Origin of the sequence: Fodinisporobacter ferrooxydans, assembly GCF_022818495.1 — a bacterium.
Lineage (GTDB): Bacteria > Bacillota > Bacilli > Tumebacillales > MYW30-H2 > Fodinisporobacter > Fodinisporobacter ferrooxydans.
Window position 1 is genome coordinate 2,621,402 of record NZ_CP089291.1, and the last position, 24,122, is coordinate 2,645,523.

At 37.5% G+C, this 24,122-nt stretch carries 20 protein-coding genes and 1 pseudogene; 18 read left to right on the plus strand and 3 right to left on the minus strand.

The genetic code is table 11. The features are described 5' to 3' along the window. Positions 1 to 87: 87 nt before the first annotated feature. The 14 genes from LSG31_RS12405 (at position 88) to LSG31_RS12470 (ending at position 17,238) form a co-directional block, all read left to right on the plus strand. Positions 88 to 1,035: a carbohydrate ABC transporter permease gene (locus tag LSG31_RS12405; RefSeq protein ID WP_347435420.1), complete on the plus strand. Its 948-nt coding sequence runs from the start codon at positions 88 to 90 to the stop codon at positions 1,033 to 1,035. 17 nt (positions 1,036 to 1,052) lie between these two features. Further along, positions 1,053 to 1,877, plus strand: a complete 825-nt coding sequence (locus tag LSG31_RS12410) for a carbohydrate ABC transporter permease (RefSeq protein WP_347435421.1) — start codon at positions 1,053 to 1,055, stop codon at positions 1,875 to 1,877. A 37-nt stretch (positions 1,878 to 1,914) separates the two neighbouring features. Next, positions 1,915 to 3,183 carry an ABC transporter substrate-binding protein gene (locus LSG31_RS12415; protein ID WP_347435422.1) on the plus strand — a complete coding sequence of 423 codons (1,269 nt, stop codon included), beginning with the start codon at positions 1,915 to 1,917 and terminating at the stop codon, positions 3,181 to 3,183. A 45-nt stretch (positions 3,184 to 3,228) separates the two neighbouring features. Then, complete coding sequence (locus LSG31_RS12420) at positions 3,229 to 4,107, plus strand: aldose epimerase family protein (protein ID WP_347435423.1); 879 nt, start codon at positions 3,229 to 3,231, stop codon at positions 4,105 to 4,107. Then, on the plus strand, positions 4,088 to 5,620 hold the full coding sequence (locus LSG31_RS12425) for a sulfatase family protein (protein WP_347435424.1): 1,533 nt from the start codon (positions 4,088 to 4,090) through the stop codon (positions 5,618 to 5,620). Before LSG31_RS12420 ends, LSG31_RS12425 begins: the two co-directional genes overlap by 20 nt. Positions 5,621 to 5,811: 191 nt before the next feature. Continuing rightward, on the plus strand, positions 5,812 to 7,137 hold the full coding sequence (locus LSG31_RS12430; RefSeq protein WP_347435425.1) for a sulfatase family protein: 1,326 nt from the start codon (positions 5,812 to 5,814) through the stop codon (positions 7,135 to 7,137). 168 nt (positions 7,138 to 7,305) lie between these two features. After that, the gene (locus LSG31_RS12435; protein WP_347435426.1) at positions 7,306 to 8,442 is read left to right on the plus strand and encodes an ROK family protein; all 1,137 of its coding nucleotides are present in this window, start codon (positions 7,306 to 7,308) and stop codon (positions 8,440 to 8,442) included. Then, entirely contained in the window at positions 8,417 to 9,799 is a 1,383-nt protein-coding gene (locus tag LSG31_RS12440; RefSeq protein WP_347435427.1) for a sulfatase family protein, read from the plus strand. The genes LSG31_RS12435 and LSG31_RS12440 overlap by 26 nt, the downstream gene beginning before the upstream one ends. Before the next feature lie 193 nt (positions 9,800 to 9,992). Further along, entirely contained in the window at positions 9,993 to 10,691 is a 699-nt protein-coding gene (locus LSG31_RS12445) for an ABC transporter permease (protein ID WP_347435428.1), read from the plus strand. Next, complete coding sequence (locus tag LSG31_RS12450) at positions 10,670 to 11,482, plus strand: ABC transporter ATP-binding protein (RefSeq protein ID WP_347435429.1); 813 nt, start codon at positions 10,670 to 10,672, stop codon at positions 11,480 to 11,482. The genes LSG31_RS12445 and LSG31_RS12450 overlap by 22 nt, the downstream gene beginning before the upstream one ends. Before the next feature lie 22 nt (positions 11,483 to 11,504). Beyond that, on the plus strand, positions 11,505 to 12,536 hold the full coding sequence (locus LSG31_RS12455; RefSeq protein ID WP_347435430.1) for an aliphatic sulfonate ABC transporter substrate-binding protein: 1,032 nt from the start codon (positions 11,505 to 11,507) through the stop codon (positions 12,534 to 12,536). Positions 12,537 to 13,031: 495 nt separating this feature from the next. Further along, a complete protein-coding gene (locus tag LSG31_RS12460) occupies positions 13,032 to 14,324 on the plus strand; it encodes an MFS transporter (RefSeq protein WP_347435431.1) in 1,293 nt (430 codons plus the stop codon). Between the two features lie 125 nt (positions 14,325 to 14,449). After that, on the plus strand, positions 14,450 to 15,808 hold the full coding sequence (locus tag LSG31_RS12465; protein WP_347435432.1) for a sulfatase family protein: 1,359 nt from the start codon (positions 14,450 to 14,452) through the stop codon (positions 15,806 to 15,808). 59 nt (positions 15,809 to 15,867) lie between these two features. Beyond that, complete coding sequence (locus tag LSG31_RS12470) at positions 15,868 to 17,238, plus strand: sulfatase family protein (RefSeq protein ID WP_347435433.1); 1,371 nt, start codon at positions 15,868 to 15,870, stop codon at positions 17,236 to 17,238. Positions 17,239 to 17,333: 95 nt separating this feature from the next. On the opposite strand, the gene LSG31_RS12475 is transcribed toward LSG31_RS12470, so the two are convergent. Continuing rightward, the gene (locus LSG31_RS12475; protein ID WP_347435434.1) at positions 17,334 to 18,566 is read right to left on the minus strand and encodes an ROK family transcriptional regulator; all 1,233 of its coding nucleotides are present in this window, start codon (positions 18,564 to 18,566) and stop codon (positions 17,334 to 17,336) included. A 406-nt stretch (positions 18,567 to 18,972) separates the two neighbouring features. On the opposite strand from LSG31_RS12475, the gene LSG31_RS12480 reads away from it, so the two are divergent. The 3 genes from LSG31_RS12480 to LSG31_RS12490 all read left to right on the plus strand — a co-directional run bounded on the left by LSG31_RS12480 (position 18,973) and on the right by LSG31_RS12490 (position 23,294). Next, complete coding sequence (locus tag LSG31_RS12480; RefSeq protein WP_347435435.1) at positions 18,973 to 20,244, plus strand: anaerobic sulfatase maturase; 1,272 nt, start codon at positions 18,973 to 18,975, stop codon at positions 20,242 to 20,244. Between the two features lie 123 nt (positions 20,245 to 20,367). Beyond that, positions 20,368 to 21,834, plus strand: a complete 1,467-nt coding sequence (locus tag LSG31_RS12485; protein WP_347435436.1) for a sulfatase — start codon at positions 20,368 to 20,370, stop codon at positions 21,832 to 21,834. An 89-nt stretch (positions 21,835 to 21,923) separates the two neighbouring features. Further along, positions 21,924 to 23,294: a sulfatase family protein gene (locus LSG31_RS12490; RefSeq protein ID WP_347435437.1), complete on the plus strand. Its 1,371-nt coding sequence runs from the start codon at positions 21,924 to 21,926 to the stop codon at positions 23,292 to 23,294. Between the two features lie 115 nt (positions 23,295 to 23,409). On the opposite strand, the pseudogene LSG31_RS12495 reads toward LSG31_RS12490, so the two are convergent. Then, positions 23,410 to 23,526: pseudogene (locus LSG31_RS12495) on the minus strand (arsinothricin resistance N-acetyltransferase ArsN1 family A); the annotation flags it as partial. Beyond that, on the minus strand, positions 23,492 to 23,938 hold the full coding sequence (locus LSG31_RS12500) for a VOC family protein (protein ID WP_347435438.1): 447 nt from the start codon (positions 23,936 to 23,938) through the stop codon (positions 23,492 to 23,494). The gene LSG31_RS12500 and the pseudogene LSG31_RS12495, both read right to left, overlap by 35 nt. Between LSG31_RS12500 and LSG31_RS23360 the strand changes: the two genes are divergently transcribed. Continuing rightward, positions 23,830 to 24,108, plus strand: a complete 279-nt coding sequence (locus tag LSG31_RS23360) for a TetR family transcriptional regulator C-terminal domain-containing protein (RefSeq protein WP_430734195.1) — start codon at positions 23,830 to 23,832, stop codon at positions 24,106 to 24,108. The genes LSG31_RS12500 and LSG31_RS23360 overlap by 109 nt on opposite strands. Positions 24,109 to 24,122 lie beyond the last annotated feature (14 nt).

Consider the following 24,122-nt stretch of genomic DNA (forward strand, 5'->3'; position numbering starts at 1 on the left):
AAAAATCTATGTTCATTTGGAATTTTATTTCACATATCAATGTTGAATTGACAAAAGTAAATATTCACGTGAGAGGAGAGGGAGTTAGTGGATGTAGTATCGATTGAAAGAAATACTTCGATTTCTAAACATAAAGGGTTAAGTGGTTCGTTGAAAAAAAGAGGTTATACACTTTCAGAAACCTTAGCCGGATATTTATATCTAACACCTGTATTTTTGTGGGTTTTGATTTTTATGCTGTTTCCCATGGGATATGTTATATATTTGAGTTTTTATAAATGGAATTTTGTAAGCTCTGAAAAACATTTTGTTGGTTTGGGCAACTACGTAAGCTTATTGCATGATCCTGAGTTTTTGGGTTCACTAAATCATACATTTGAATTTACTGTAGTTTCGGTTTTAGTAACGATCGTTATGTCATTAATTATTGCTTTATTACTTAACCAGCAGATCAAAGGAATAGGAATATTAAGATCGATTTTTTATTCTCCAGTAGTCGTATCTATGATCGCTGCAGCTATGGTATGGAGTTTTTTATACGACCCTCAATATGGTTCGATCAATAATATACTTCATATCATGGGAATTTCAGGGCCACATTGGCTTGATGATCCTCATTGGGCGTTAATATCTATAGTAATCATGACTGTTTGGAAAAATATGGGGTATTATGCTGTGATCTATTTAGCGGCATTACAAGGCATCTCTAACTCTTATTATGAAGCGGCTGCTTTGGATGGCGCGAACAGATGGAAAGTGTTCCGATTTATTACATGGCCATTGTTAATGCCGGCTACTTTGTTAATAGCTGTAATGGGAATCATTAATTCGTTTCAGGTTTTTGGGCAAATATATGTGATGACTCAAGGTGGGCCAGTAGGATCTACCAATGTAATTGTTTATTATCTCTATGAAAAGGCTTTTCAGTTTTTCGAAATGGGTTATGCGAGTGCTGTAGGATTCGTTTTATTTATTATTATTTTTGTTATAACTTTGGTTCAATTTAAATATGTAGACCGAAAAATGGACTTTTAATAGGGGGAAACTGTCCAATGAGAAGAAAAAAGGCAGCAAGTTTAGTAATGATGATATTGGCAATTGCAGGTGGGATTCTCACGCTATTTCCCTATTTATGGATGCTTGCCACATCATTAAAAAGCCAAACGGAAGTATATTCTTCAGGACTTTCTTTGATCCCCCATCATATTGATTGGGGCGGTTTCAAGGAAGCTTTGCAGAATGCGCCAATCGGAAGGTATATGTTCAATTCAATACTTGTAAGCGTGATCTCTACTGCAGGAGTAACCGTGACATCATTACTGGCTGGATATGCATTATCACGTATGAGGTTTCCTGGCAGGAATTTTATTTTCTTGATCATTTTAGGAACAATGATGATTCCGCATCAGGCCACTATGATCCCAAATTATATACTTCTTAATTGGTTTGGTTGGATTAATAGCTATCAAGGATTAATCGTTCCGTTTCTTGTTTATCCGTTTGGCATTTTTATCATAAGGAATTTTATGTTATCGATTCCGCGCGAGTTAGAAGAAGCAGCAATGCTGGATGGTTGCGGTCGACTGATGACATTGCTGAAAGTAATTCTCCCTATATCAAAACCTGCAATTGCAACGGTTGTGATTTTTACATTCACTTTTATGTGGAATGATTTCTTTTGGCCATTGGTTATGACAAATACTACTGAAATGAGGACAATGCAGGTTGGCCTCGCTACGTTAAAAAGTCAATTTCCGATGGATTGGCCAATGCTGATGTCTGCTACTGTTTTATCATCTATTCCCGTATTTTTAATCTACTTTTGTTTCCAGAAATTTTTCGTTAAAGGTATTGCCAGCAGTGGCGTGAAGGGTTAATAATCCGAAATTTATTAAAATGACAGGGGGAAAAGGAATGAATATTAAGAAAACGTTAGTGATAGGAAGCATACTTTCGCTTGGATTAGGGGTTGTTGGATGCGGGGACAAAGCTACTTCAACAAATACAAATCATTCGCAAACAGTGGAATTTTGGTACGCATTGCCAGGGGCAAGCGGTCAGGTTGTTCAGAAGTTAGTACAACAATTTAATGAAACGCATAAAGATATACGTGTGAATGCTACGTTTATACCTACTAACGAAAGATTGCAAAAATTAACCGCTGCACTGGGTACGGGCGATCCGCCAGACCTTTACACCGCAGGGCCTCCAGAAATTGGACAGCTTCAGGGCTCGAACCAGATAGTATCAATTAGTGATCTAACCAGTGGGAAATTGAGTATGGATACATTCTTCCCTGCACTGCGTTCCGTAGCTGGAATAAATAAGAAATTATGGGCTATGCCTGTGAGTGCTGGTGTCATAGCACTTTATTATAATAAAGATTTATTTCAAAAAGCAGGAATTTCTACTCCCCCCAAAACATGGAATGAAATGATTCAAGATACGATTAAACTTACCAATCATTCAAAAGGTCAGTATGGAATTGTTTTACCTACTTCCCCAGATATTTACACAACAAGTGTCTGGCAATGTTTCCTGTGGGAGAATGGTGGTCATCTCTTAACACCGGATCGAAAAAAGGCCGTTTTTAACTCGAAAGAAGGAGTTGAAGCTTTGCAATTATGGGTAGATCTCGTTCATAAATACAAGGTTGCTCCACTTAAGAATCTTAATGAAATTATCAATATGCAAACGTTTGGAACTGGCCAAGTAGGAATGGTTCCTGCTATGCCATTATTTGTTGAAACAGCAAGTAAATTTCCTTTCCAAACGGGAACTGCTATTATGCCAAGTGAAAAAATAAAGAGCACTACGTTAGGTGGATGGTACCTTATAATTCCAAATAAAAGCAAACATCAACAAGCTGCCAAAACGTTTCTCGAATGGTTACATCAGCCACAAAACGGTGCAAAATGGAATATTGGAACGGGTAGTATTCCGACAGATCCTAATATTTATAAGTCGGGAGTTTATCAGGATTATGTGAAGAAAACTCCATTGGTTAAACCGTTTGTTGATGAAATGGATTATGCTAAAGCTCCACCAGCTATAAAACAGTATGCACAGATCTCCAAATTAATCGCCATAGCCATTAATAACGCTTTGTATCAGAAAGAGACTCCAAAACAAGCGCTTGATGAAGCGGCACAAAAGGCAAATCGTTTGCTGGAGGGAAAATAAGTAATTTATGAATGTGATCTTTAGGCTTTTGGGGGGAAGAGAAAAGTGATTAAATTAATGATGCCTGATAATCCCCATACTTATATTTGTATTCTGCCAAATCGTGGAGCTATTATAATTGATTATACATTTCAAGGTAGAGCTATTCTCTATCTAGATCGTTCGACAATAGAATCGGGAACTTCTTCCATCATTCGGGGAGGAGTTCCAATCTTGTTTCCAGTTTGTGGACCGGTTGAGGCGAATGGTTATCAAATAAGAGATCAATGGTATTTAATGCCCAAACATGGATTTGCCAGGGATTTTCCTTGGGAGATAACAAGTTTAAATGAAACAAAGGAGTTTACAAGTATTACACTCCAATTGACCAGCAACATGTTAACACAAAAATATTATCCCTATGACTTTGAAATGAATACTACATACCATCTGACTGGAACTGAATTATTAATTCAAACTGAGCTGGCGAATAGATCTAACTATGATATGCCTTTTCAGTTGGGATTCCATCCTTATTTCTTATTAAAGGATAAGAATTCTATAAAATTAAAGTTATTTGCCAAGGAGTGTATAGACACGTTGAAGGGGATTCGGTTGCAGCTTTCTTCAGATGGTTGGTTTCATCCCGATTTAAATCAAGAGCAAATCAACCTATGTTTTCGTGGTTTCAATCAAAATCATATTGAAATCCAGCTAGATGATCACAAGGTGGAGATAGTTTTTACTGCAAATGTTACGGATATTGTTTTATGGGCGATTAGCGGTCAAGATTTCATCTGTATCGAGCCATGGATTGGATCTCATGGGGACTTTGCCAAGAATCTGGCTTTTCGGTTAAGCCCAGGTGAAAATTTTTCCGCTACATTTACGATTAGACCATCACAGATACAGGAGGTGAATTCAGATGAATCAAACGAGGCCTAATATTCTTTTGATTACCACTGACCAGCAACATCATAATACGATTCATGCTTTAGGAAATGAAGCGATTCAGACACCGAATCTAGACCGTCTGGCGAAAGAAGGGGTCGCCTTTCGTCGTGCTTACACGGCAAATCCGGTATGTTCGCCAAGCAGGTCATCCATACTTACCGGGGAGTATCCTTCACGTCATGGATGTTGGAATATTGGAGTAGCTTTAGACAAAAATCGTCCAACTTTAAGTCAAACTTTATCAAATAAAGGGTACTCGACTGCCTTATTCGGAAAGGCCCATTTTCAACCCGTTTTAAAAAGAGGGAGTTTTGAAGCACCGCCACATATCCATGATCGGGAGTTTTGGAAAAGTTGGAAAGGACCCTATTATGGATTTGAACAGGTGAAAATGGTTCATGGGCATTCCGACGAAGATTCCTCTCATGGTATGCATTACGGTGCCTGGCTGGCTGATCAAGGGATTGATCCTGCTAAATATTTTGGGCCTGGTGGCGGATACCGTGAGGGATCCTGGGATTTACCTGAGGACCTACACTATACAAGATGGTCAGCGGATCAGACAATAGAATTTATGAGATCTCACGTAAATCATACAGATCATTATGAAAATGAACCATTTTTTGCATGGTGTAGTTTTCAGGATCCTCATAATGCCTTTCTGGCCCCTGAACCGTGGGCATCCATGTATGATCCGGAAAAGCTTCCTTCCTTTTTGGAAAGAGAGGGGGAGATGCTGGATAAAACTCGATTACATCAATGTCTGATTGACAATCGCTTACATGAATTAGATGTTGAAATGACAACAGATCCAGGCCATGCAACCAGAGGCATTCAATGTTTAGGAATTACAACAAATAAAATCGGATTCGAACGTGCCAGACGATGGTTGGCAACATACTACGGAATGATAAGTCTAATCGACTTTCACATTGGCAGAGTATTAAAAACATTAGATAATCTTGGATTAGCTGATAATACGATTGTAATTTTTACATCTGACCATGGTGATTATGCAGGAAATCACGGGATTTGGTTAAAAGGGCCTTTACACTACGAAGATGTGATACGAATTCCTTTCTTAGTTCGATGGCCGGATAAAATTCCCTCTAACATGCAAACAGATTGTCTGATGAGTTTGGTGGACCTTGTCCCAACTTTATTAGAAGCCTGTGGTTTGCCTGATTCGTCAACAACGCAAGGAGTCAGTCAATTGCAAACATGGTTCAATCCGAAAACGTCTTCACGTGATTGGTGTTTGGTGGAGAATCGCGCAGAACCTACATTCTATGTAAAAACCATGGTGACTGATCGATATAAGTTAAACTATTTTCTCGATAGAAATGAAGGTGAGTTGTATGATTTATACAATGATCCAAATGAATTTATAAATCTATATAATAAAACTGAATACACAGATATACGGATTAGCTTATTAATGAAATTAATTGATGTTTATGGTCAACTGGAAAATCAGTACCCATCAAGACAGAGTTTTGCCTGATTAGTAACTGTTTTATCGATCAATTTTTAATTTTAAAAGAGGAACAATATGAAAGAAGAAGCGAGGCCCAATATACTGATCTTTATGACAGACCGACAACAGGCACAGGTTATGGTGTATTTTAACACGACTCATCAACGATGTATTTATGGTTACTGTAGAAAAATTTTGCTCTGATAGAGAGGTGTAAAATGGAACAGAAAAATGTGTTATGGATTATGACGGATCAGCAGCGGGTAAACGCTATGGGATGTGCAGATTCTAGTTATATAACGCCGAACATTGATGAATTGGCCAATAAGGGTATACGTTTTACTGGCACTGTCACTACTTCCGCCCAATGTACCCCTGCACGCGCTTCTTGGGAAACCGGAAAATATCCACATCAAGTTGGTGTAAATCAAATCGGGCATGCTATAAATCCCAATTACCCGCTTGTTGCCAAGGAATTTAAAAAATCAGGATATCAAACAGTTCACTTTGGAAAATGGCATTTATTCACAGATCGTAAACAATGCGGGTATGAAATTCTAGATTATAGGGTAGATGGTGTGCTTCATGGGCCTGCCAATATGAAGAATCCTGATTCTTGGAGTGCTAAAGATGCTTTATCGACCGCAATGGCTATCAACTATATTCAAGATTCCAAAAAGGATCCGTTTTTTATGGTATTGTCTTGGTACTGCCCGCATCCCGGAACGTCAAGATTTGAGTTAATTGAGGAATTCGCTCATCTATATCCTTTAAATCAAATTCCAATTCCATCAAGTTTTTATGACGATGATTTGACTGGTAAACCAAAGTTTCAAAGGTTAAGAGCGGATAGTGAAGAATCCATGCTAACAGAAGAACAGATTCGGATAGATGGGCAGAAATACCGTACGATGATCAGTTATCTTGATTGGAATGTGGGTAGAATTATGAAAGTCTTAGAAGATAAAGGGATTCTCGAGAACACAATTATAATTTTTACTTCCGATCATGGTGATATGCAGGGAGCACATCGTTTAGCGCTGAAAGGCGTACTGCCCTATCGGGAACTTTTCAATGTTCCACTTATAATTTATGAACCGGGAAGACAAATAACCAGAAAAATAATTGACGATCTCGTTTCAAGTGCTGCTGTCCCTGGAACTATATTGGATTTGGCAGGTTTACCCGTTCCGGATAGTTTCGAAGGAGGGTCATTGCTGGAACACTTAGAATTTAATAAGACTCCAGAGGAGCAATATGTTTTTTTTGAGCATTATAAGGCTTACTGGGGGTTCCATCCTTTTTACGGAATACAAACAGATAAATGGAAATATGTATTTTATTATCAAGAGAATATGGAGGAAATGTATGATTTGGTGAATGATCCGAATGAGATAAGAAATATTGCTGAATTTAAGGAAGTTCAAAGTACTAAGCTGAGTTTAAAAAAAATTGCAGATAGTTGGTGGGAAAAAACTGGTGCTCTGAATATAGAACCGATAATAGCAAATAACGTTAAAGGTGTTTGGAATTCACTTATATAAAAATGTTTTAAGTAATCGGAAAAATATATATCTTTTTGATGTATCGTGATATTATTTAATATAATGAATTAATTAAATGCCAATTTGTTTAAAAAGGGGTGTTTCTAAATAATCGGGCAGAATATAAATCGCACAAAAAGTTTTAATCGTTTTTTGATTATGGATAGAATGTATCAACTGGCACCATTATCTCGAAAAGAATTATCGAAAATAACAAAACTTACACCCGCAGCAATCACAAACATCACATCAGAACTTATTGACGAGGGATATTTATGTGAGACGGGTATGACGTCAAACGGTAAGACACCAGGCAGACGGGAAATGTTGTTAGATATTGATCCAAACAAAAAAAAGATTATTTCATTCCATATTGGAAGAAAAAAAATGAGTTGCGGATTAAGTAATGCAAAAGGGATCATTTCAAAGAAAACAGAATTTCAAATCGAAAGTCTTACTATGCAGGAAACAATTGGGTTAATGATAAGCTACGTCAATCACGTCAAATCTGATCGTTCAATCGTAGGTATCGGAATCGGGATAAATGGGTTTGTTGATTTCCAAACCGGAAGAATCAAGAGGCGAGTGAATCAATCCTGGGATGGGGCGTATATAGGTAAAATAATTGAACAAAAAACCTCTATACCAACAATTATTGATAACAACGTCCGGACAATGGTTCTTGCAGAAAAGTTTTTCGGTTATGCTAAAAACTTGAAAAATGTACTGTTTTTATATGTAGATCAAGGAGTAGGTGCAGGATTGGTTATCGAGGGGACTCCGTATAGCATCGGCGATATGGAAATTGGCCACATATCCATTAATCTACACGGGGAAAAGTGTTGGTGTGGAAATCAGGGATGTGTAGAGCTTTATACAAACGAGGATTATATTTTATCTGAGTCTCAAAGATTGGTACCAGAAGTTTTTCAAGATGGTAGTGTAACAATAAATAAACTAGCAAAATATAAATCAATTCCCGAGTTGGAACCATTATTTAAATCTGTAGGTACTGCTTTGGGTGTTGCGATAATTAATGTGCTGAAAATTTTATCAATTGAGCAAGTGATTGGTTGCGGAAATATATTGGAAAACAAGTTGGTTTGGGAATTATTGCAAGAGACGATTCGCGAACGATACACATTCGCAAATGAGGAGCCTAAAATCAGTAAATCTTTTTTTGAAGATGATATAGGGGTAAAAGGTGCAGCAAGTTTAGGAATCTATCATTTTATAATCAAACAAGAAAATAATAGTATAGAACCGGGGAGGTTACGTAATGAAAGTCATTTACTTGGATATTGATAGTTTACGGCCAGACCACTTAGGGGTATACGGATATCCGCGCCCAACTTCACCGAATATAGATAAATTGGCTAGAGAGGGGATTTTCTTTACACATTGTTTTGCTTCAGATAGTCCTTGTATGCCTTCACGCGCAGCAACAATTAGTGGAACTTTGGGCATTAAAAATGGCATTGTTACACATGGGGATCGAGGCTTGGTTTTAAACCCGAATACGCCGACATTACCCCAATTATTGCGTGAAAATAATATTAAAACAGCAGCTATTTCCACTTTTGGCCGTCACCCATCGCCGTGGTTTTATGTAGGATGGGAAACTTTCCTAGATCCTACAGGTTGGGATTTCCAGACTACACCCGGATGGAAAATTCATGAGTATGCATCACAATGGATTGAAGAAAATGTTGATGATGATTTTGTTCTATGGGTTCAATTTTGGGATCCTCACGCAGTATATGATGCACCACAGGGTTGTGTAGAAGCAGTTCGTAACGAAAAATTTCCCGCGTATCCAACTCGCGATCAGATTGAGACTTTCCAAGGTGATAAATTTTGGCATTCGGCTCCTATGATGGGTATTTATAATTATGAAGATTATCAGAAGGTTGTTAATGAATATGATGGAGAAATTCGTTACGTTGACTATCATATCGGTAAATTAATTGAGAAATTAGAGTCACTTCATATATTAGATGATACTTTAATCATAGTATCCGCGGATCATGGGGAAGAACTTGGAGAACATGGGGTTTTTATTGAGCATTGGAGTACTTTTAATGGAACAAACCGTGTCCCCTTGATTATGCGTTATCCAAAAAAGATACCTGCCGGGATGGTATCCCATGAACTAATCTATCAAATGGATCTCAGTTCTACAATTCTGCAATATTTTAATATTGAGACTCCTTCGGAATGGGATAGCAAATCTTTATGGACACACATAAATACTACCTCTCTTGGTGAAAAGTCAGGGCGTCTGTATTTGGTTATCGGTCATGGATTATACACGGCACAGCGTGCAGTTGTTACACACGAGTGGAAATTGATTCGAACGTATCATAGCGGGCAATGGATTTTACCGGAAATACAGTTGTACAATCTTTTGGAAGATCCTTTCGAACAGAAGGATGTCAGTCAAGATCATCCTGATGTAGTAAGAATGTTAATTGGATATTTGAATGAATGGGAATATCTGAATCAAAGTGCTTCGGGAACGGATCCAATGAAGCGAAATGCCGAACAAGGCCCACCAGGTATCGAACTTTATGGAAAACAAAGTATGGAAAATTTCTTAAGGAACTCTCAGCCAATGATAACTGTACGAACGGACCGGAAACCGGAAGTTGAGTTATACTGACTCCAATCTTCGTATCAAGGAAAAGAATGCAGTTAATTAAGCTCTGAAAGAAAGCGCTGCCAAAAAGGGATCATGCGCCATGGTTATGATGCACCATGGCCTATCTTCCCACAACTCCAACTGAGAACAATTCAAGGAGTGAAGCAATTTGAGGAAATTATATGCAGTTTTATCAATTTGTGGTGGTATAGTATTGTGGTGGATTTTATCAATCATACCACAATTTATGAAAATTTTACCAGGTCCTCCTGCAGTAATCACAGCGTTCATTAAAGGGATACAAGGAACCTTATTTACGGATATTGGCGTAAGTCTCATGAGAGTTGCAATTGGTTTTGTTTTGGCGTTCATTATTGCAGTCCCGGTGGGTTTCTTGATGGGGTGGTATCGGTGGGCGCAAGGCATATTTGAACCGTGGATTCAGTTTTTTAGAACAATCCCTCCGATCGCCTTGATACCCATGGTGGTTATTGTACTTGGCATTGGTGAATCTGCAAAAATTTTTGTCATTTGGGCTGCCGCATTTTTAACTATTGTAATCAGTGTCTATCAGGGAGTTAAGAATGTTGATATCACGCTTTTGAAAGCGGCTAAAGTACTGGGAGCGAATGATTGGGATTTATTTTTTGATGTAGTAATCCCGGCGTCCTTTCCTTATATCCTTGTTGGTGTACGAATTGGGCTCGCAAGTGCATGGAGTACCCTCGTAGCAGCGGAACTTATTGCCAGTCAACATGGACTTGGCAGCATGATTGAACAGGCGGGTCTATATTATCAAGTTTCTATTATTATTTTGGGTATTTTATTGATTGGCGTAATAGGCTTTCTTATGGATAGGGGTGTACTTTGGATGGAAAGGAGGTTGACTGGATGGCAAGAGAAAGTATCGTAAAATTGTTGGAAGGAAGGCAAAGCGTGACTCAAAAACTGCTAATTGAAGTGTCTAATATAAGTAAAACATTTCAGACGAAATCGGGTCCGAACTGTGTCCTGGACAAGGTAAATTTGAATATTTACGAAGGTGATTTTATATGTGTTGTTGGACCTTCCGGATGTGGAAAGACCACACTTTTAAACATTTTGGGAGGATTAACTCAGACGGATGAAGGCATTGCAACACATAGAGGGGTACCAATTGCAGGCCCTAGCCCTGATCGAGGTGTCATTTTTCAGCAGTATGCGTTGTTCCCTTGGAAAACTGTGATTGAGAATGTCGCTTTTGGTTTAAAGCTAAAAAAAATACGGAAGAAAGAACGACATGAGCGTGCGCTTCACTATCTTGATTTAGTAGGCCTTACCAAATTCAAAAATGCTTATCCTAAGGAACTTTCCGGTGGTATGAAGCAGCGCGTAGCAATCGCTCGGGCATATGCAACAGACCCCGAGATTTTATTGATGGATGAGCCATTCGGGGCACTTGATGCACAAACAAGAGGACAGTTACAAGAGGAGTTGCTGAAAACCTGGGAAAAAGAGAAAAAGACTATATTTTTCATTACACATGACGTTGAAGAGGCAGTAATATTAGCAAACAGAGTTATTATGATGAAAGCAAATCCTGGTGGGATAAAGCATGAATTGAAAATCGACTTGCCTTACCCAAGAAGTCAGGAAACAAAGTTGCTAGACAATTTTACTAAACTAAAGAATGAGGTTTGGCTTCAAGTCTACCATCATGCATGAGATAATTAAGGGGGTATTTACATTGAAAAAAATAGTTTCGTTGTCAGTTTTATCATCATTAGTAATTTTTTCTTTATCCGGGTGCGGGAGCTCTTCAACTGGGTCTGCAAATGTAGCAAACAATTCTAACAGTTCATCCTCCGGGTCTAATAAATTGCCGGTTGTACGTGTAGCATATATGCCGGACATTCACGGTGCGGCACCTATCATTATCGGTCAAAAAGAAGGGTTTTTTAAAAAAGAAGGTCTAGATGTAAAACCAGTTAAGTTTACCAGTGGTCCTCCAGAGGTTGATGCAATGGCAGCTGGCCAAATTGATATGGCCTATCTTGGACCAGGTGCCATTTTCCTGGCAGCGAAAGGAAAAACGAATATTATAGCTGTGGATAGTTTGAACGTTGGGGATATGATACTCGCAAACCCAAAATCAGGTATTAAAACATTGGCAGATTTGAAAGGGCATACAATTGGTGTGCCAAAGGGAACATCGGGTGAAATGATTTTAGATTTGGCTCTCAAAAAAGCTGGATTAACGAATTCTGATGTTAAAGTAGTAAATATGGATGTATCCAGCGCAGTAAGTGGATTTGTCGCCGGTCATGTTGATGCGGTTGCCATCTGGAATCCATATACCTCACAAATTGAAAAACAGGTTCCAGGTACAATAAAACTGGCAGATGATAAAGATTTTATGCCAGAATATACATTTCCACAGATTTGGACAGCAAATCCTGAATTTGAAAAGAACCACAAAGATGTAGTTCAGAAATTTGTGAATGCACTTGCACAAGCAAGCGATTGGCGTATGCAGCATATTCAACAAGCCGTCAAGATGACTGCTGACTTTGTGAATGCACCGGCTGATGCGTTGCAATCACAGTCGGATACTACCCAATGGCTAAGTTCTGCAGATATTAAGAAAGACTTTGCTGACGGTTCAGTCGGTAAGTGGTGTGAAAACCTTGAAAAATTATTTATACAAACCGGTAAGCTTGATAGTGTTGTACCATCTAAGAACTTTGTACACAGTGAATTTTATCAAAATCTTCATTGAAAAAAATTTCCGGAAGCACGAGAATGGCTGACTCGTGCTTCTCAATTCTAATCATATAAAAGTTATGTTTCAAAAATCGATTTTCATCATTAGATCTTTTGGGGATCTTTTACTGAATCATGGACCAATTTCTTGACAGAGTGTATTTGGGTAGGAGTTAAAGCAATCAGATTATTTTTTTAGTATTATATTGACAATATGGTTAGTTAGTTATAATAATAAACATAACAAGGATACATGATTGGATATTTCTTGCGATTTTTTGATGGTTAGTTTTTTCTGATATTTCTATCTGATATTTACTAAAAGGAGAGGTGAGGGGGCATATCATTGTTCTATATACAGTTATAAAGAGAGAAATGAAAAAGTGCATATTTTGTGAAAGCGTTTACTGCAACTCAAAATTCATTGGAGTATTTTGTGTTTTTAAAAATTAATTGAATTTTAAAAAATAATAACAGATATATTGTAAAGCAAAGAAGGGGTGACATCTGTATGCAGGAGAAAATTACGAGAAGTATAGCTTTTACCACTTTTGTTGCGGCAATGGGAGCCTTTTTAGATGGATATGATTTATCACTTTTAGGTGGTGTGTTTTTGTTTATTAAGCCACTATGGCATTTAACGCCGGGACAAATAGGTTTAATTGGATCCGTAGGCTTCTTGGGGATGGCACTTGGTGGAATTATTTTTGGTAGAGTGACAGACAAACTTGGCCGGAGGGAATCATTTATAATTGATTTAATTATTTTAACAATCGGTGGAGTTTTATGTGCAGTATCACCAAATTTATCTATACTTGTAATTGGAAGATTCCTTGTAGGATTTGGAATTGGTGCAGATATCCCAATTAGTACATCCCTCATTGCAGAAATAAGCCCAACTGATAAAAGGGGATTCCTTACAGGAATGATGCAACCGTTCTGGTTTATCGGTGCAGCTTCATCTGGAGTAATTTCTGCACTTTTTGTCACATATGGAAATGACCAAGCGTGGCGCTGGATTTTCGGAACTGGTGTTATCATAGCGATAGTTGTCATCCTCTTGCGAATGCGAATACCAGAAAGCCCTCGTTGGTTGGCAGCAAAACAATCAAAAGAAACGATACGTGTTTCACAGGTGAAAACATTGTTTGTTAAACCTTACTTGTTGCCTTTAATTGTCGTAAGTTTATTTTGGTTTCTAGTTGTGGCTCGTGGTGCATCGTTCAATACTTATATGCCAATTTTACTGAAAATGTTTGGCTTCCATTCAAAAGCAGCTGCACTTTGGATGAATTCCTTATTATGGGGCATTTATGCATTAACAACAATTGGATTTACATTTTTTATAGATAAATTCAAACGTCGCACATTGGTTATATATGGGTGGTTATTCGATACGATTTTAACTGGATCCCTCGCCTTTGTTCACAGCTCACAAGCGGCGTTGTTTGTAATACTTATGCTTTGTTCTACTATTTTTAATCAGCTTGTCACGATTGTTTTGTATCCTTGGTCAGTGGAATTCTTTCCGACAATGCTTCGGGCAACTGCTCAGGGAATTTCAACGGGTGCACGTAACGTCGGTGGTGTTGCAACTTCTTTAGTTTTTCCAATCATAATGTCTTCATTCGGATGGGAAGGGGCTGTACTAAGTGTAGTAACCGTAATGGCGGTAGGGCTAGCTCTTGGGATTGTTCTTCGCCCGGTTGAGACTACAAAACGCTCCTTAGAAGAAATTTCAGATGAGCATTTAACATTAGGAGAGGTAACATCGGAAAATTCCAAAACACAATTCCATGTTTGAGTGAATGGCCTTGTAGAAACAAGTTTTCTGTTGTCATTGAAACCTAGTGAATTAACAAATATTCTAATACAATAGATTTTTCCTTAGAATAGTAGAAGAGGTCATTAAGAAAAGAGGAATTTAAATTGTCAGAGGCAAGAAAACCGAATGTTCTATGGGTATTAGTGGATCAAATGAGAGCACAGGCAATGGGACATCGCGGGGATCCGAATGTTATTACTCCGAATATTGATAGATTGGCTGTGGAAGGAGTCACTTTCTCAAACGCAATCTCTGGAACACCTCTATGTTCTCCTTTTCGCGGATCACTCATTACGGGGCGTTATCCACATCGTTCTTCTGTAGCTGCTTTAAATGATCCTTTGGATATGAAAATGCCAACTATTGCACATACTTTTAGGGAAAACGGGTATCGTACCTGCTGGATTGGAAAATGGCATTTGGATGGTAATCGTCCGGAATTAGATTTATCTTTTCCGGAAAATAAAAAAGAAAAACGGATAATTCCCGTGGAAAGAAGGGGGGGATTCGAAGATTGGTGGGGATATGAAAACAATAATCAACCATTTCATTGTTTTGTTCATTCAGATCAAAGGTCGTTTCGATTACCTGGATATGAAACAGATTCACTTACAGATTTATTAATCGGTTGGTTGAAAAATAGATCGAACGAGGATCAACCGTTTTTCGCCACTTTATCTGTACAACCTCCACATGATCCTTACGTTGCACCGCCTGAATCTATGGAAAAATATATTCCCGGAAAAATCGAATTGCGACCAAATGTCCCAAAAGTTGATGTAATCCAAGAACGTGCTAAACGAGAATTAGCAGGGTATTATGCAGCAATAGATCGAATTGATTGGAATTTAGGACGCATAAGGAACACACTATTTGAACTGGGATTGGATCAAAACACATACATTATATTTTTTAGTGATCATGGGGATATGCATGGTTCACATGGACAATTTCGAAAACAGGCCCCTTGGGAAGAATCCATTAGAATTCCCTTTATTGTTGGCGGCCCTACACGAAAAAGTTACAAGACAAAAAACTTGAACTTTCCAATCAATCATGTAGATATAGCTCCCACAACCTTAGGCATATGCGGCATACCCACTCCGAATGGAATGGAAGGAGCTGATTATTCATCGTATATATTGGAAGATCATGAGCCTGAAAACGTTCCAAATAGTGCCTATATAAGTTTACCTGTACCTACAGCATATCAAAAAGGTTTAATTCCTGAAGAAGGTGTAGATCGTCCGTTTAGAGGAATTGTAACAAAAGATGGTTGGAAATATATCGTTTTAGAAGGTCAACCATGGTTGTTATTTAATCTGCATGATGATCCTTATGAGCAAGTAAATATAGCGCATATTGCTATGTTTAAGCAGAAAAGAAAAGAATTGCAAGAACAATTGGAATGTTGGATACGTCAAACCGATGATACATTTTTACTCCCTGATAGTAATGTTTGAAGGACAATCATAAACATTGGTTTTTAAATATTTTAAAAATGTTAAATAGGGGTGTGACTATGAATGTTTTATTTATTATGACGGATGAACATCGTAAAGATGCAATGGGGTGTGCCAATCATTCTATTGTAAAAACGCCAAACTTAGATAAGCTGGCTGAAAATGGAGTTCGATTTACAAATGCTTATTGTAATAGCCCTCTTTGTGTGCCCAGTCGAGCTAGTTTTGCTACAGGAAGATATGTACATGAAATAAAATGTTGGGACAATGCAAAACCTTATTCAGGAAACCCAGAAAGTTGGGGGCATTTTTTATCTGAGAATGGAGTTAGCGTAACAACAGTAGGAAAGTTACATTTCCTTGATGGAGGAGGGGATGGCTTTTATGATCAAAGGTTTCCGGAACATTTGAAACTGCCTGGAGATATTGAGGGGCTTTATAGAGATCCAATACGAAAGAGGAAGGATGGAAGAAATAGAATTATAGAAGCGTGTGAAGGCGATTTTTGGGTGGATCGTACGGAACAGGAAACAGAAGAAGCAATTCGATTTTTAAAATTTGAAGCAGCTAAAAAAGATAAGCCATGGGTTTTGTGGGTTAGCTATTTGCCACCGCATTTTCCTTTAATCGTTCCTGAAAAGTATTATAAAATGTACCCGGAACAGAAAGTAGATCTTCCATTTGATAATCCAAGTCTGGATAACCATCCGATTCTTGATGAGCTTAGGTTACACTTTGATGGACAAAACATTGATGAAGCGACATTACGTAAGACAAGATCCGCATATTACGGTCTCTGTTCTTTTATCGACGATCATGTCGGAAGGGTTCTTCAGGTTTTAAAAGATAGTGGATTAGAAGAAGATACGCTTGTCATTTATACCAGTGATCATGGGGAATCTTTAGGAGATCATGATCTTTGGTGGAAATGTTCCATGTATGAGGAAAGTGTCGGAATACCTTTAATTATATCCGGTCCCGGGATTCCAAAAGGAAGTACGATCTCATCACCAGTTTCATTAATTGACATAACCAGTACGATTGCTGAATCTGTAGGGATTCAACCGCATCCCGAATGGAAAGGCAAATCTCTATTGCAATTACTTAACGGGAATGCTATTGAATCACAAAATGAAATTGTATTTAGTGAATATCATGCACATGGAACCAGTCATGGAATTTTTATGATTCGAAAAGGAAAGTACAAATATATATACTTTCCACATAATCGTTCGCAACTTTTCGATTTGGAATCGGATCCTAAAGAAATGGTGAATTTAGCTGAAAATCCTGCATTTGAAGAAATAAAGGCACAGTTGTATTACGAATTGAGAAAAATTGTTGATCCTGAACGTATTGATGCACAAGCGCTCGCAGATCAAAAACAAAGACTGAAAGAATATCAACAACATCAAGAATTGCATCAATAACATCATTATTTGATAACGTTTTAAGGGCAACCCAAATATAGTAACTTATGGATTGCCCTTCGTAATGCAGTTAAGATCGAATTCAATACTAAATATCAAAGTTGTGCAAAAGTTCCTGGCTTCCAAATCTTTTGATGATATTCTTTTGAAAATAAATGTTTGATAACCATAGCCGAAGATCCTTTTATCTCAACTTTTTCTGTGAATTTGGAAAAAGATATGTTGACATTCCTCGTAACAGGTAAGGCTCTTTTTTTTGCAACCTCTTCAATTTTATTTTTTAATCTTTCGCCTGCTAGTGTAATATCGCCCTGAATAATTAGTTTTTCCGGATTAAACACATTTAAGATATTTGCGATCCCAACTCCCAACCAGTAACCAGTGTAGTTTAGTAAAACATCTGATACGAATGGATCACCATCATGAAATTGTTGTATAATCTCTATAAGATTATTTTCTTGATATTTTGAATTTTTTTTACATAGTTCTTTCAAAAAGGCTGAAACAGAAGCAAGAGCTTCCCAGCAACCATAATTTCCACAACTGCAGAGAGGACCATTATCGACAAGCGTAGTATGAGCGAATGTAACAGCTCCATTCTGAGATCCCCGATAGATTTCATCCTGAATTACAACTCCTGTGCCAATTCCATGAGACATAGTTACGCAAATTAAAGAATGGCAATTTGTGTTATTGCCAATAAGAGTTTCACCATACGTAATTGCTCGGGCATCATTCTCAATAAAAACAGGAACTTGTAGCCGATTAGTTAGATACTTTCCTATATCAACATCACTCCAGTCTGGGAGTGCGGCTGAGTATTTTAATGTCCCTTGTTGGGGATTTACTAGCCCCTTAATGGCAATTCCACATGCAAGGATAGGAGGGAGGTTATTATTATGTCTTTGATTTATCAGATCCTGTATATCATGGATTAAATCATCAAGTGTCCTCTTATAATCTTTGTAAATGGCAGTTGATTTTTTTGCGTATGAAATTATATTAGTTGCTAAGTCGGTTAAAGCAATTTCATACCATCGTTCGTTAAAATAAACAGCGATGATTGTGCCGGCTTTGAAATTAAAATTTAATAAAATTGGTTTTTTTCCGCCGGATATTGTAGATGGACCATGTCCTTTTTCCAAGACTAACCCCTCTGAAATAAGCTCTTCAACAATTGATGATACAGCCGGTTTACTCATGCCTAAAACCTTAGAAATCTCTACACGCGAACAAATTCCTTGTCGTATAAGCTCTAAAATTTTGATTCTATTGGATTCTTTCAGATCATTGATTCGTAACGATTTTTTTAATGTATTCAATTTCAATCGGTTCACTTCCCAAATGTGTAATGCTACTATTAACATAAAGTTAATTATAATAATTAACTTTGCTGAAATGCAAATATTTTATTTTTTGCTATCGATTTATCCCAGAAATCTCTTTTATAGCGAACCTTTTTGGTAATACTTGTACAGACATAAGTTTGATATTGGTATCTATTGTAAAGCAAAAAATAAAATTCGTACAGTTTCTCAAACAATTTCGACCGAAGTGGCTTGTCATCAAGCCAATTTATATAAACAGTCATAAAAATCGATATTGACAATATGTTAGTTAGTAATAATAATAAACAATAAGGATAAGATTACGGAAAGCATTTGAAAAATTTCCTATCAAAACTTTTGAATGGATTTTCTTGAGTTGTAGTCCATTTATGAAAGGATGATTACTATGAGCCAGTCGTGTTTATCATCAAGTAATAAAGGCTCAATTGGCGTTATGTGGAAAACGGTTTCAGAGGATTGCAACTTAGCTTGTGACTATTGCTATTACAGTCGGGTTGGCGGCAAAATCGGTCCCAAGGTAAAACGAATTGATTCACGGATTCTAGAAAAATTTATTAAAGAATATATGTCTTATTCAAGAGGGGCTGTATCTTTTGCGTGGCAAGGAGGAGAACCTTTACTGGCGGGGCTTGATTTTTTCGAAGAAGTTGTTCATTTACAGGCCAAATATGCACAACCACATACAATTATCAGTAATGCTATCCAAACAAATGCAACATTGATGAACGAGGATTGGGCCCGCTTTTTGAGAAAATACAATTTTCTTGTTGGTGTAAGTTTGGATGGCCCAAAGGAAGTACATGATGCCAGACGGGTGACGCGTTCCGGGGCAGGTAGTTTCGATCGGGTTATGCAGGGCGTTAGACATTTACGGGATGCAAAGGTTGATTTTAATATACTTACTGTTATTCATGAAAACAATATTCGTCATGCTAAGGAATTAATGGAATTCTACGTAAAAGAAGATTTTGACTATGTGCAGTTTATTCCTTGTATGGATTTTCGTGCACAAGAGACAAATAAATCCCCCAATTATTTAATATCTCCCGAAGATTATGGACAATTTTTGTGTGATACATTTGATATCTGGTACAATGATGGGAATCCCACAATGTCCGTTCGTTTTTTTGACAACATGTTATCCGTTTATCTTCATCAAGAGGCCGAATTATGCATACACAGGAAAACATGTCCTCAAACGCTCATTTTGGAACAAAACGGAGATGCTTACCCTTGTGATTTTTTTATTAGTGATGATTACAAACTTGGAAATGTTGGTACTGATAGCCTAAAGGATATCTTATCAAATCTTATTTATGAGAGTTTTCATAGTAAAAAACCAAATTTGCCTGATAAATGTAAGAGTTGTGATTTTTTACATTTATGTCATGGAGGATGCCCAAGAAACCGTAGCTGGAATATCGTGGATGATACAGTAGAGGCAGATTATTTTTGCGATAGTTATTATAGAATTTACTCATATGCACATGAACGCATGCTTAAGTTAGCTGAAAAAATCAAGGCAAATCGATTGCAGGATTATTTGCAGCGTGGTGGTAAGCTTCCCGGTCGAAATGATCCTTGTATTTGTGGAAGTGGCAAGAAATTTAAGAAATGTTGTGAATCCTATCGATACAAATCGTCCGTTGCACTGTAAGTTTTGTTTTTGTTAATTACATACTATAGATTATTTAAAGGGATGATATTTATTCTTTAAATGGTTTTTTATTTGTAAAATTATTTTATTTGTTAGAAAGTGAGTATAAGGGGGGATCAAAATATGAATGTTGTCCTACTATTAGTTGATACACTTCGATATGATTTTATGGGTTTTAACGGAAATAAAAATATTCAAACACCCAACATGGATCGTCTTGCGAAAAAATCAATAGTTTTCGACAATGCTTTTTTAGGATCTTATCCATGCATGCCTGCAAGAAGAGATATTTTGACGGGAAGGTATGAGTTCCCATGGAGAGGGTGGGGACCGTTAGAGCATGATGATAATGATCTTACCAATGTAATTACTTTGAAAAATAAACATACATCCATGTTAATAACGGATCATTTTCATTTATGGGAGAAAGGATCTGGAAACTATCACTTTAACTTTAGCGGTTACGAATTTATCAGGGGACAAGAATATGACAAGTGGAAAATTGAAATAGGAGAAGTTGACTATCCTGCAGCTCCTGAAAAACTCGCGGGACACTGTAGAAACCCAAAAGAATATTTTGAACGAAATCGTCGGAATGGAGCATTCAGAAAGAATGAAGCAGATTATTTTCCAGCACAAGTTATGATGAATGCCGCTAACTGGCTAGAGAATAATAGAAAAAGAGAAAACTTCTTTTTAATGATTGACTGTTTTGATCCGCATGAACCATTTGATCCACCAAAACACTATATTGACCTATATGACTCCGATTATAAAGGGGAAGAAGTGATTTGGCCAACATATGGTTGGAACACGCTATCAGAAGAAGAGACATGTCACGTTCGATCCTTATATGCGGCGGAGTTGTCGATGACAGATAGATGGATCGGCTATTTGTTAGATAAAATGGAGCAATTGGGATTGATGGAAAATACTATGATTATATTTACAACTGATCATGGACATATGTTTGGTGAGCATAATCTTATGGGTAAACCCTGGAGTGCTATCAGTGATTCCAATATGTACCAGGAAGTTGCCCACATTCCTATGGTCATTTACCATCCCGAAATTCGGAAGCCTGGCAAGCGAGTGTCACAATTGGTTCAACCTGTAGATATTTATCCAACAGTCCTGGATGCGTTTGGCATCGAACATCCGGATGGTTTACACGGAAAAAGTCTGATTCAAATACTGTTAGATGATTCACAAGATTCTCAGGAAACCAGGAAATATGCATGTTTTGGTAGATATGGGGAAGCGATTAATATCACAGATGGTGAGTGGACATTATTTTTATGGCCATCAACCGAGAGTAATTCACCCTTGTATTGGTATTCCCAGTTGCCTCCCCAATATGGACCTGAGAAAGCAATCGGCGGATACGAAAATGGCCGGTATCCTGTACATGTAGAAAGGGGAACACAAAATTCCGCATTATACAATATAAAAGAGGATTATAGGCAAACAGAAAATTTGATCGACAAAAGACCGGATGTTGCGGAAAGATTAAAGAAAAGAATAGTCGAATTTCTGGAAGAAATTGATGCACCTGAAGAACAGCTCATTCGACTGGGCCTTGCTAAATAAATTTCCTTCAATTATTAACTCTCGCTCCAGCAGTACTGGGAAGGTTTTCAAACGAAGAAGTGATGTTATAAAATTTAAGGATGATTTATATGATCAAGCAACCAAACGTTATATTTATTATGACAGACCAACAAAGGTACGATACACTATCTGTAAATGGGAATAAAATTATTAAAACGCCCAATATAAATGAATTAGCAAAACAGTCGGCAATATTTGATCAAATGTTCGTAACAAGTCCGATTTGTGTACCTTCAAGAGCTTCTTTTATGACAGGTCGCTACCCAAATACGCACCGCTGCCGTGATCTTAATTATCCTCTTGCTGACGATGAAGTGAATCTAGCATCCATTTTTAAAAAAAGAGGATATCATCTTAGCTTGATTGGGAAAAATCATGTTTTTTCAAAAAATCAGCTAAATATGTTTGATTATTTATATTTACAATCCCATCAAAAATCGAAAAATGTTACCAGAGAAGAACTTGCATATGATTCGGGAATTGACCCATGTCTACTCGATCAATATCCGACCGTTACAATTGCCGACCATGCCATATCATATTTGGAGAAACGAATTGACTCTCCGTTTTTTATGTGGGTTTCATTTCCCGATCCACATAGTCCGTATCAAGTTCCCGAACCCTATGCATCTTTATATGATCCGGAACGAATTCCTGAACCTAAAATAAAACCTGGCGAATTAATGACAAAACCAGAAGGGTTAAGAGAACTACAAAAGATTCAAAAAATGGATCATGTTTCGATGAAGTCGATAAAAAAAATGATTTCCATTTATTATGGAATGATCACATTAATTGATGAAAGTATTGGTAGGATTTTGTCAAAGATTAAAGAATTAGAACTAGAGAAAGATACAATAATTATTTTTACGTCTGATCATGGTGATTATATGGGGGATCATGGTCTAGCCAGGAAAAGTTGGAATTTTTATGATTGTCTATTGAGAGTTCCATTTATGATTTCATGGCCTGGAGTTATTCCGATTCGCAGACATACAGACTGTTTAGTGGAAAATGTTGACCTGGCACCTACATTATTAGAGCTTTGTAATATCGATAAACAAACTGGAGTACAAGGGACCTCCTTGGCGCCTGTACTAAAAGGTGAGCAACAATTTTTAAAAGAATCGATTTATGCAACCATTGGAACTCCTGCCAAAACAAAAGACTCAGTGAAAGCGGACACATCCGGAGGAGGCCAACCATTTTGGAATGTATCTGCCTTACAGGGAATGATGTTGCGAACAAAAGAATGGAAACTATGCATCTACGCAAATTGTGAGGGGGAACTTTACAACCTTTCTGATGATCCAGAAGAACTCAATAACTTATACGGAAAGACCGATACAAGAATAATTGAGTCACAATTAAAAACTCAATTACTTTTAACTAGACTAAGAGTAGATGATCCTTTACCTCCCTCAAGTTCCGGATTTTAATCCGAAAAAATCTCCAATCATCAAAAGATTGGGGATTTAATTTTTTCGTGAAGCGAAAAGCAATAAGCTTGAATCAAAGTGAGCATGGGCATGATTTAAAACAATATTATTAAGTCATATACGTAAGGTCTTTCGGATCCAGCTCCAGCGTTGCAATGCGGTCCTCGATTCCTTGGTTGTATATCAATAAAATTTGGTTAAGATCGGCAAGCACAGCTTGGCGAATTCTCATGACGTTCTTCTCCCAATGTTTCGAGTTTGATAGTTTGCGGAGTCGGTACGCAGCAGACAGAAGAATTCGCTTTTGGCACCGGAGCCGATTCGAATTCCGCATCAGCCTTCGTGTAAAAGACTTCCCAAGGGTTACCTTCTGGATCGGATACCCAGATTTTATCTTGCACTGCATAACAACATGTGGTGTTCATCTCATCAAACGAAACAAGCCCTGCCTCTTGTAGACGGGTTTTTGCTGCTAAAACTTCCTGTGTATCTTTTACTTGAAACCCGAAATGATTGATAACGCCTTTATTCGTATATGGTCGCACATTTAAAGAGAAATGGAGTCCTGGAAAATGGTGGTTGTCCGATTGCAAACACTCTGGTTGAATCTGATGATACCCATCCTGCTTTGTATCAGCTTGCATTAGACGTCATCAATCGTCTTGAAAATAACCTGATTTCAATCATTGAAGAAGGCAAGTCATGCGGGGAAATTATCAATACGGTTCAATCACAAAAGACTGCACAAACGATGATAACTCTTTTTGAGGGCGGAATAATTTTGTCAAAGTCAACTAGTAAACCTAGTGCGTAATGGCGTAAGTAACG

Bases quoted from the DNA above. Each gene is read 5' to 3' on its own strand.
- LSG31_RS12410 (WP_347435421.1), top strand. From the start codon at position 1,053: ATGAGAAGAAAAAAGGCAGCAAGTTTAGTAATGATGATATTGGCAATT.
- LSG31_RS12415 (WP_347435422.1), top strand. From the start codon at position 1,915: ATGAATATTAAGAAAACGTTAGTGATAGGAAGCATACTTTCGCTTGGA.
- LSG31_RS12425 (WP_347435424.1), top strand. From the start codon at position 4,088: ATGAATCAAACGAGGCCTAATATTCTTTTGATTACCACTGACCAGCAA.
- LSG31_RS12430 (WP_347435425.1), top strand. From the start codon at position 5,812: ATGGAACAGAAAAATGTGTTATGGATTATGACGGATCAGCAGCGGGTA.
- LSG31_RS12435 (WP_347435426.1), top strand. From the start codon at position 7,306: ATGTATCAACTGGCACCATTATCTCGAAAAGAATTATCGAAAATAACA.
- LSG31_RS12440 (WP_347435427.1), top strand. From the start codon at position 8,417: ATGAAAGTCATTTACTTGGATATTGATAGTTTACGGCCAGACCACTTA.
- LSG31_RS12450 (WP_347435429.1), top strand. From the start codon at position 10,670: ATGGCAAGAGAAAGTATCGTAAAATTGTTGGAAGGAAGGCAAAGCGTG.
- LSG31_RS12460 (WP_347435431.1), top strand. From the start codon at position 13,032: ATGCAGGAGAAAATTACGAGAAGTATAGCTTTTACCACTTTTGTTGCG.
- LSG31_RS12470 (WP_347435433.1), top strand. From the start codon at position 15,868: ATGAATGTTTTATTTATTATGACGGATGAACATCGTAAAGATGCAATG.
- LSG31_RS12480 (WP_347435435.1), top strand. From the start codon at position 18,973: ATGAGCCAGTCGTGTTTATCATCAAGTAATAAAGGCTCAATTGGCGTT.
- LSG31_RS12485 (WP_347435436.1), top strand. From the start codon at position 20,368: ATGAATGTTGTCCTACTATTAGTTGATACACTTCGATATGATTTTATG.
- LSG31_RS12490 (WP_347435437.1), top strand. From the start codon at position 21,924: ATGATCAAGCAACCAAACGTTATATTTATTATGACAGACCAACAAAGG.
- LSG31_RS23360 (WP_430734195.1), top strand. From the start codon at position 23,830: ATGGTCGCACATTTAAAGAGAAATGGAGTCCTGGAAAATGGTGGTTGT.
- LSG31_RS12500 (WP_347435438.1), bottom strand. From the start codon at position 23,938: ATGCAAGCTGATACAAAGCAGGATGGGTATCATCAGATTCAACCAGAG.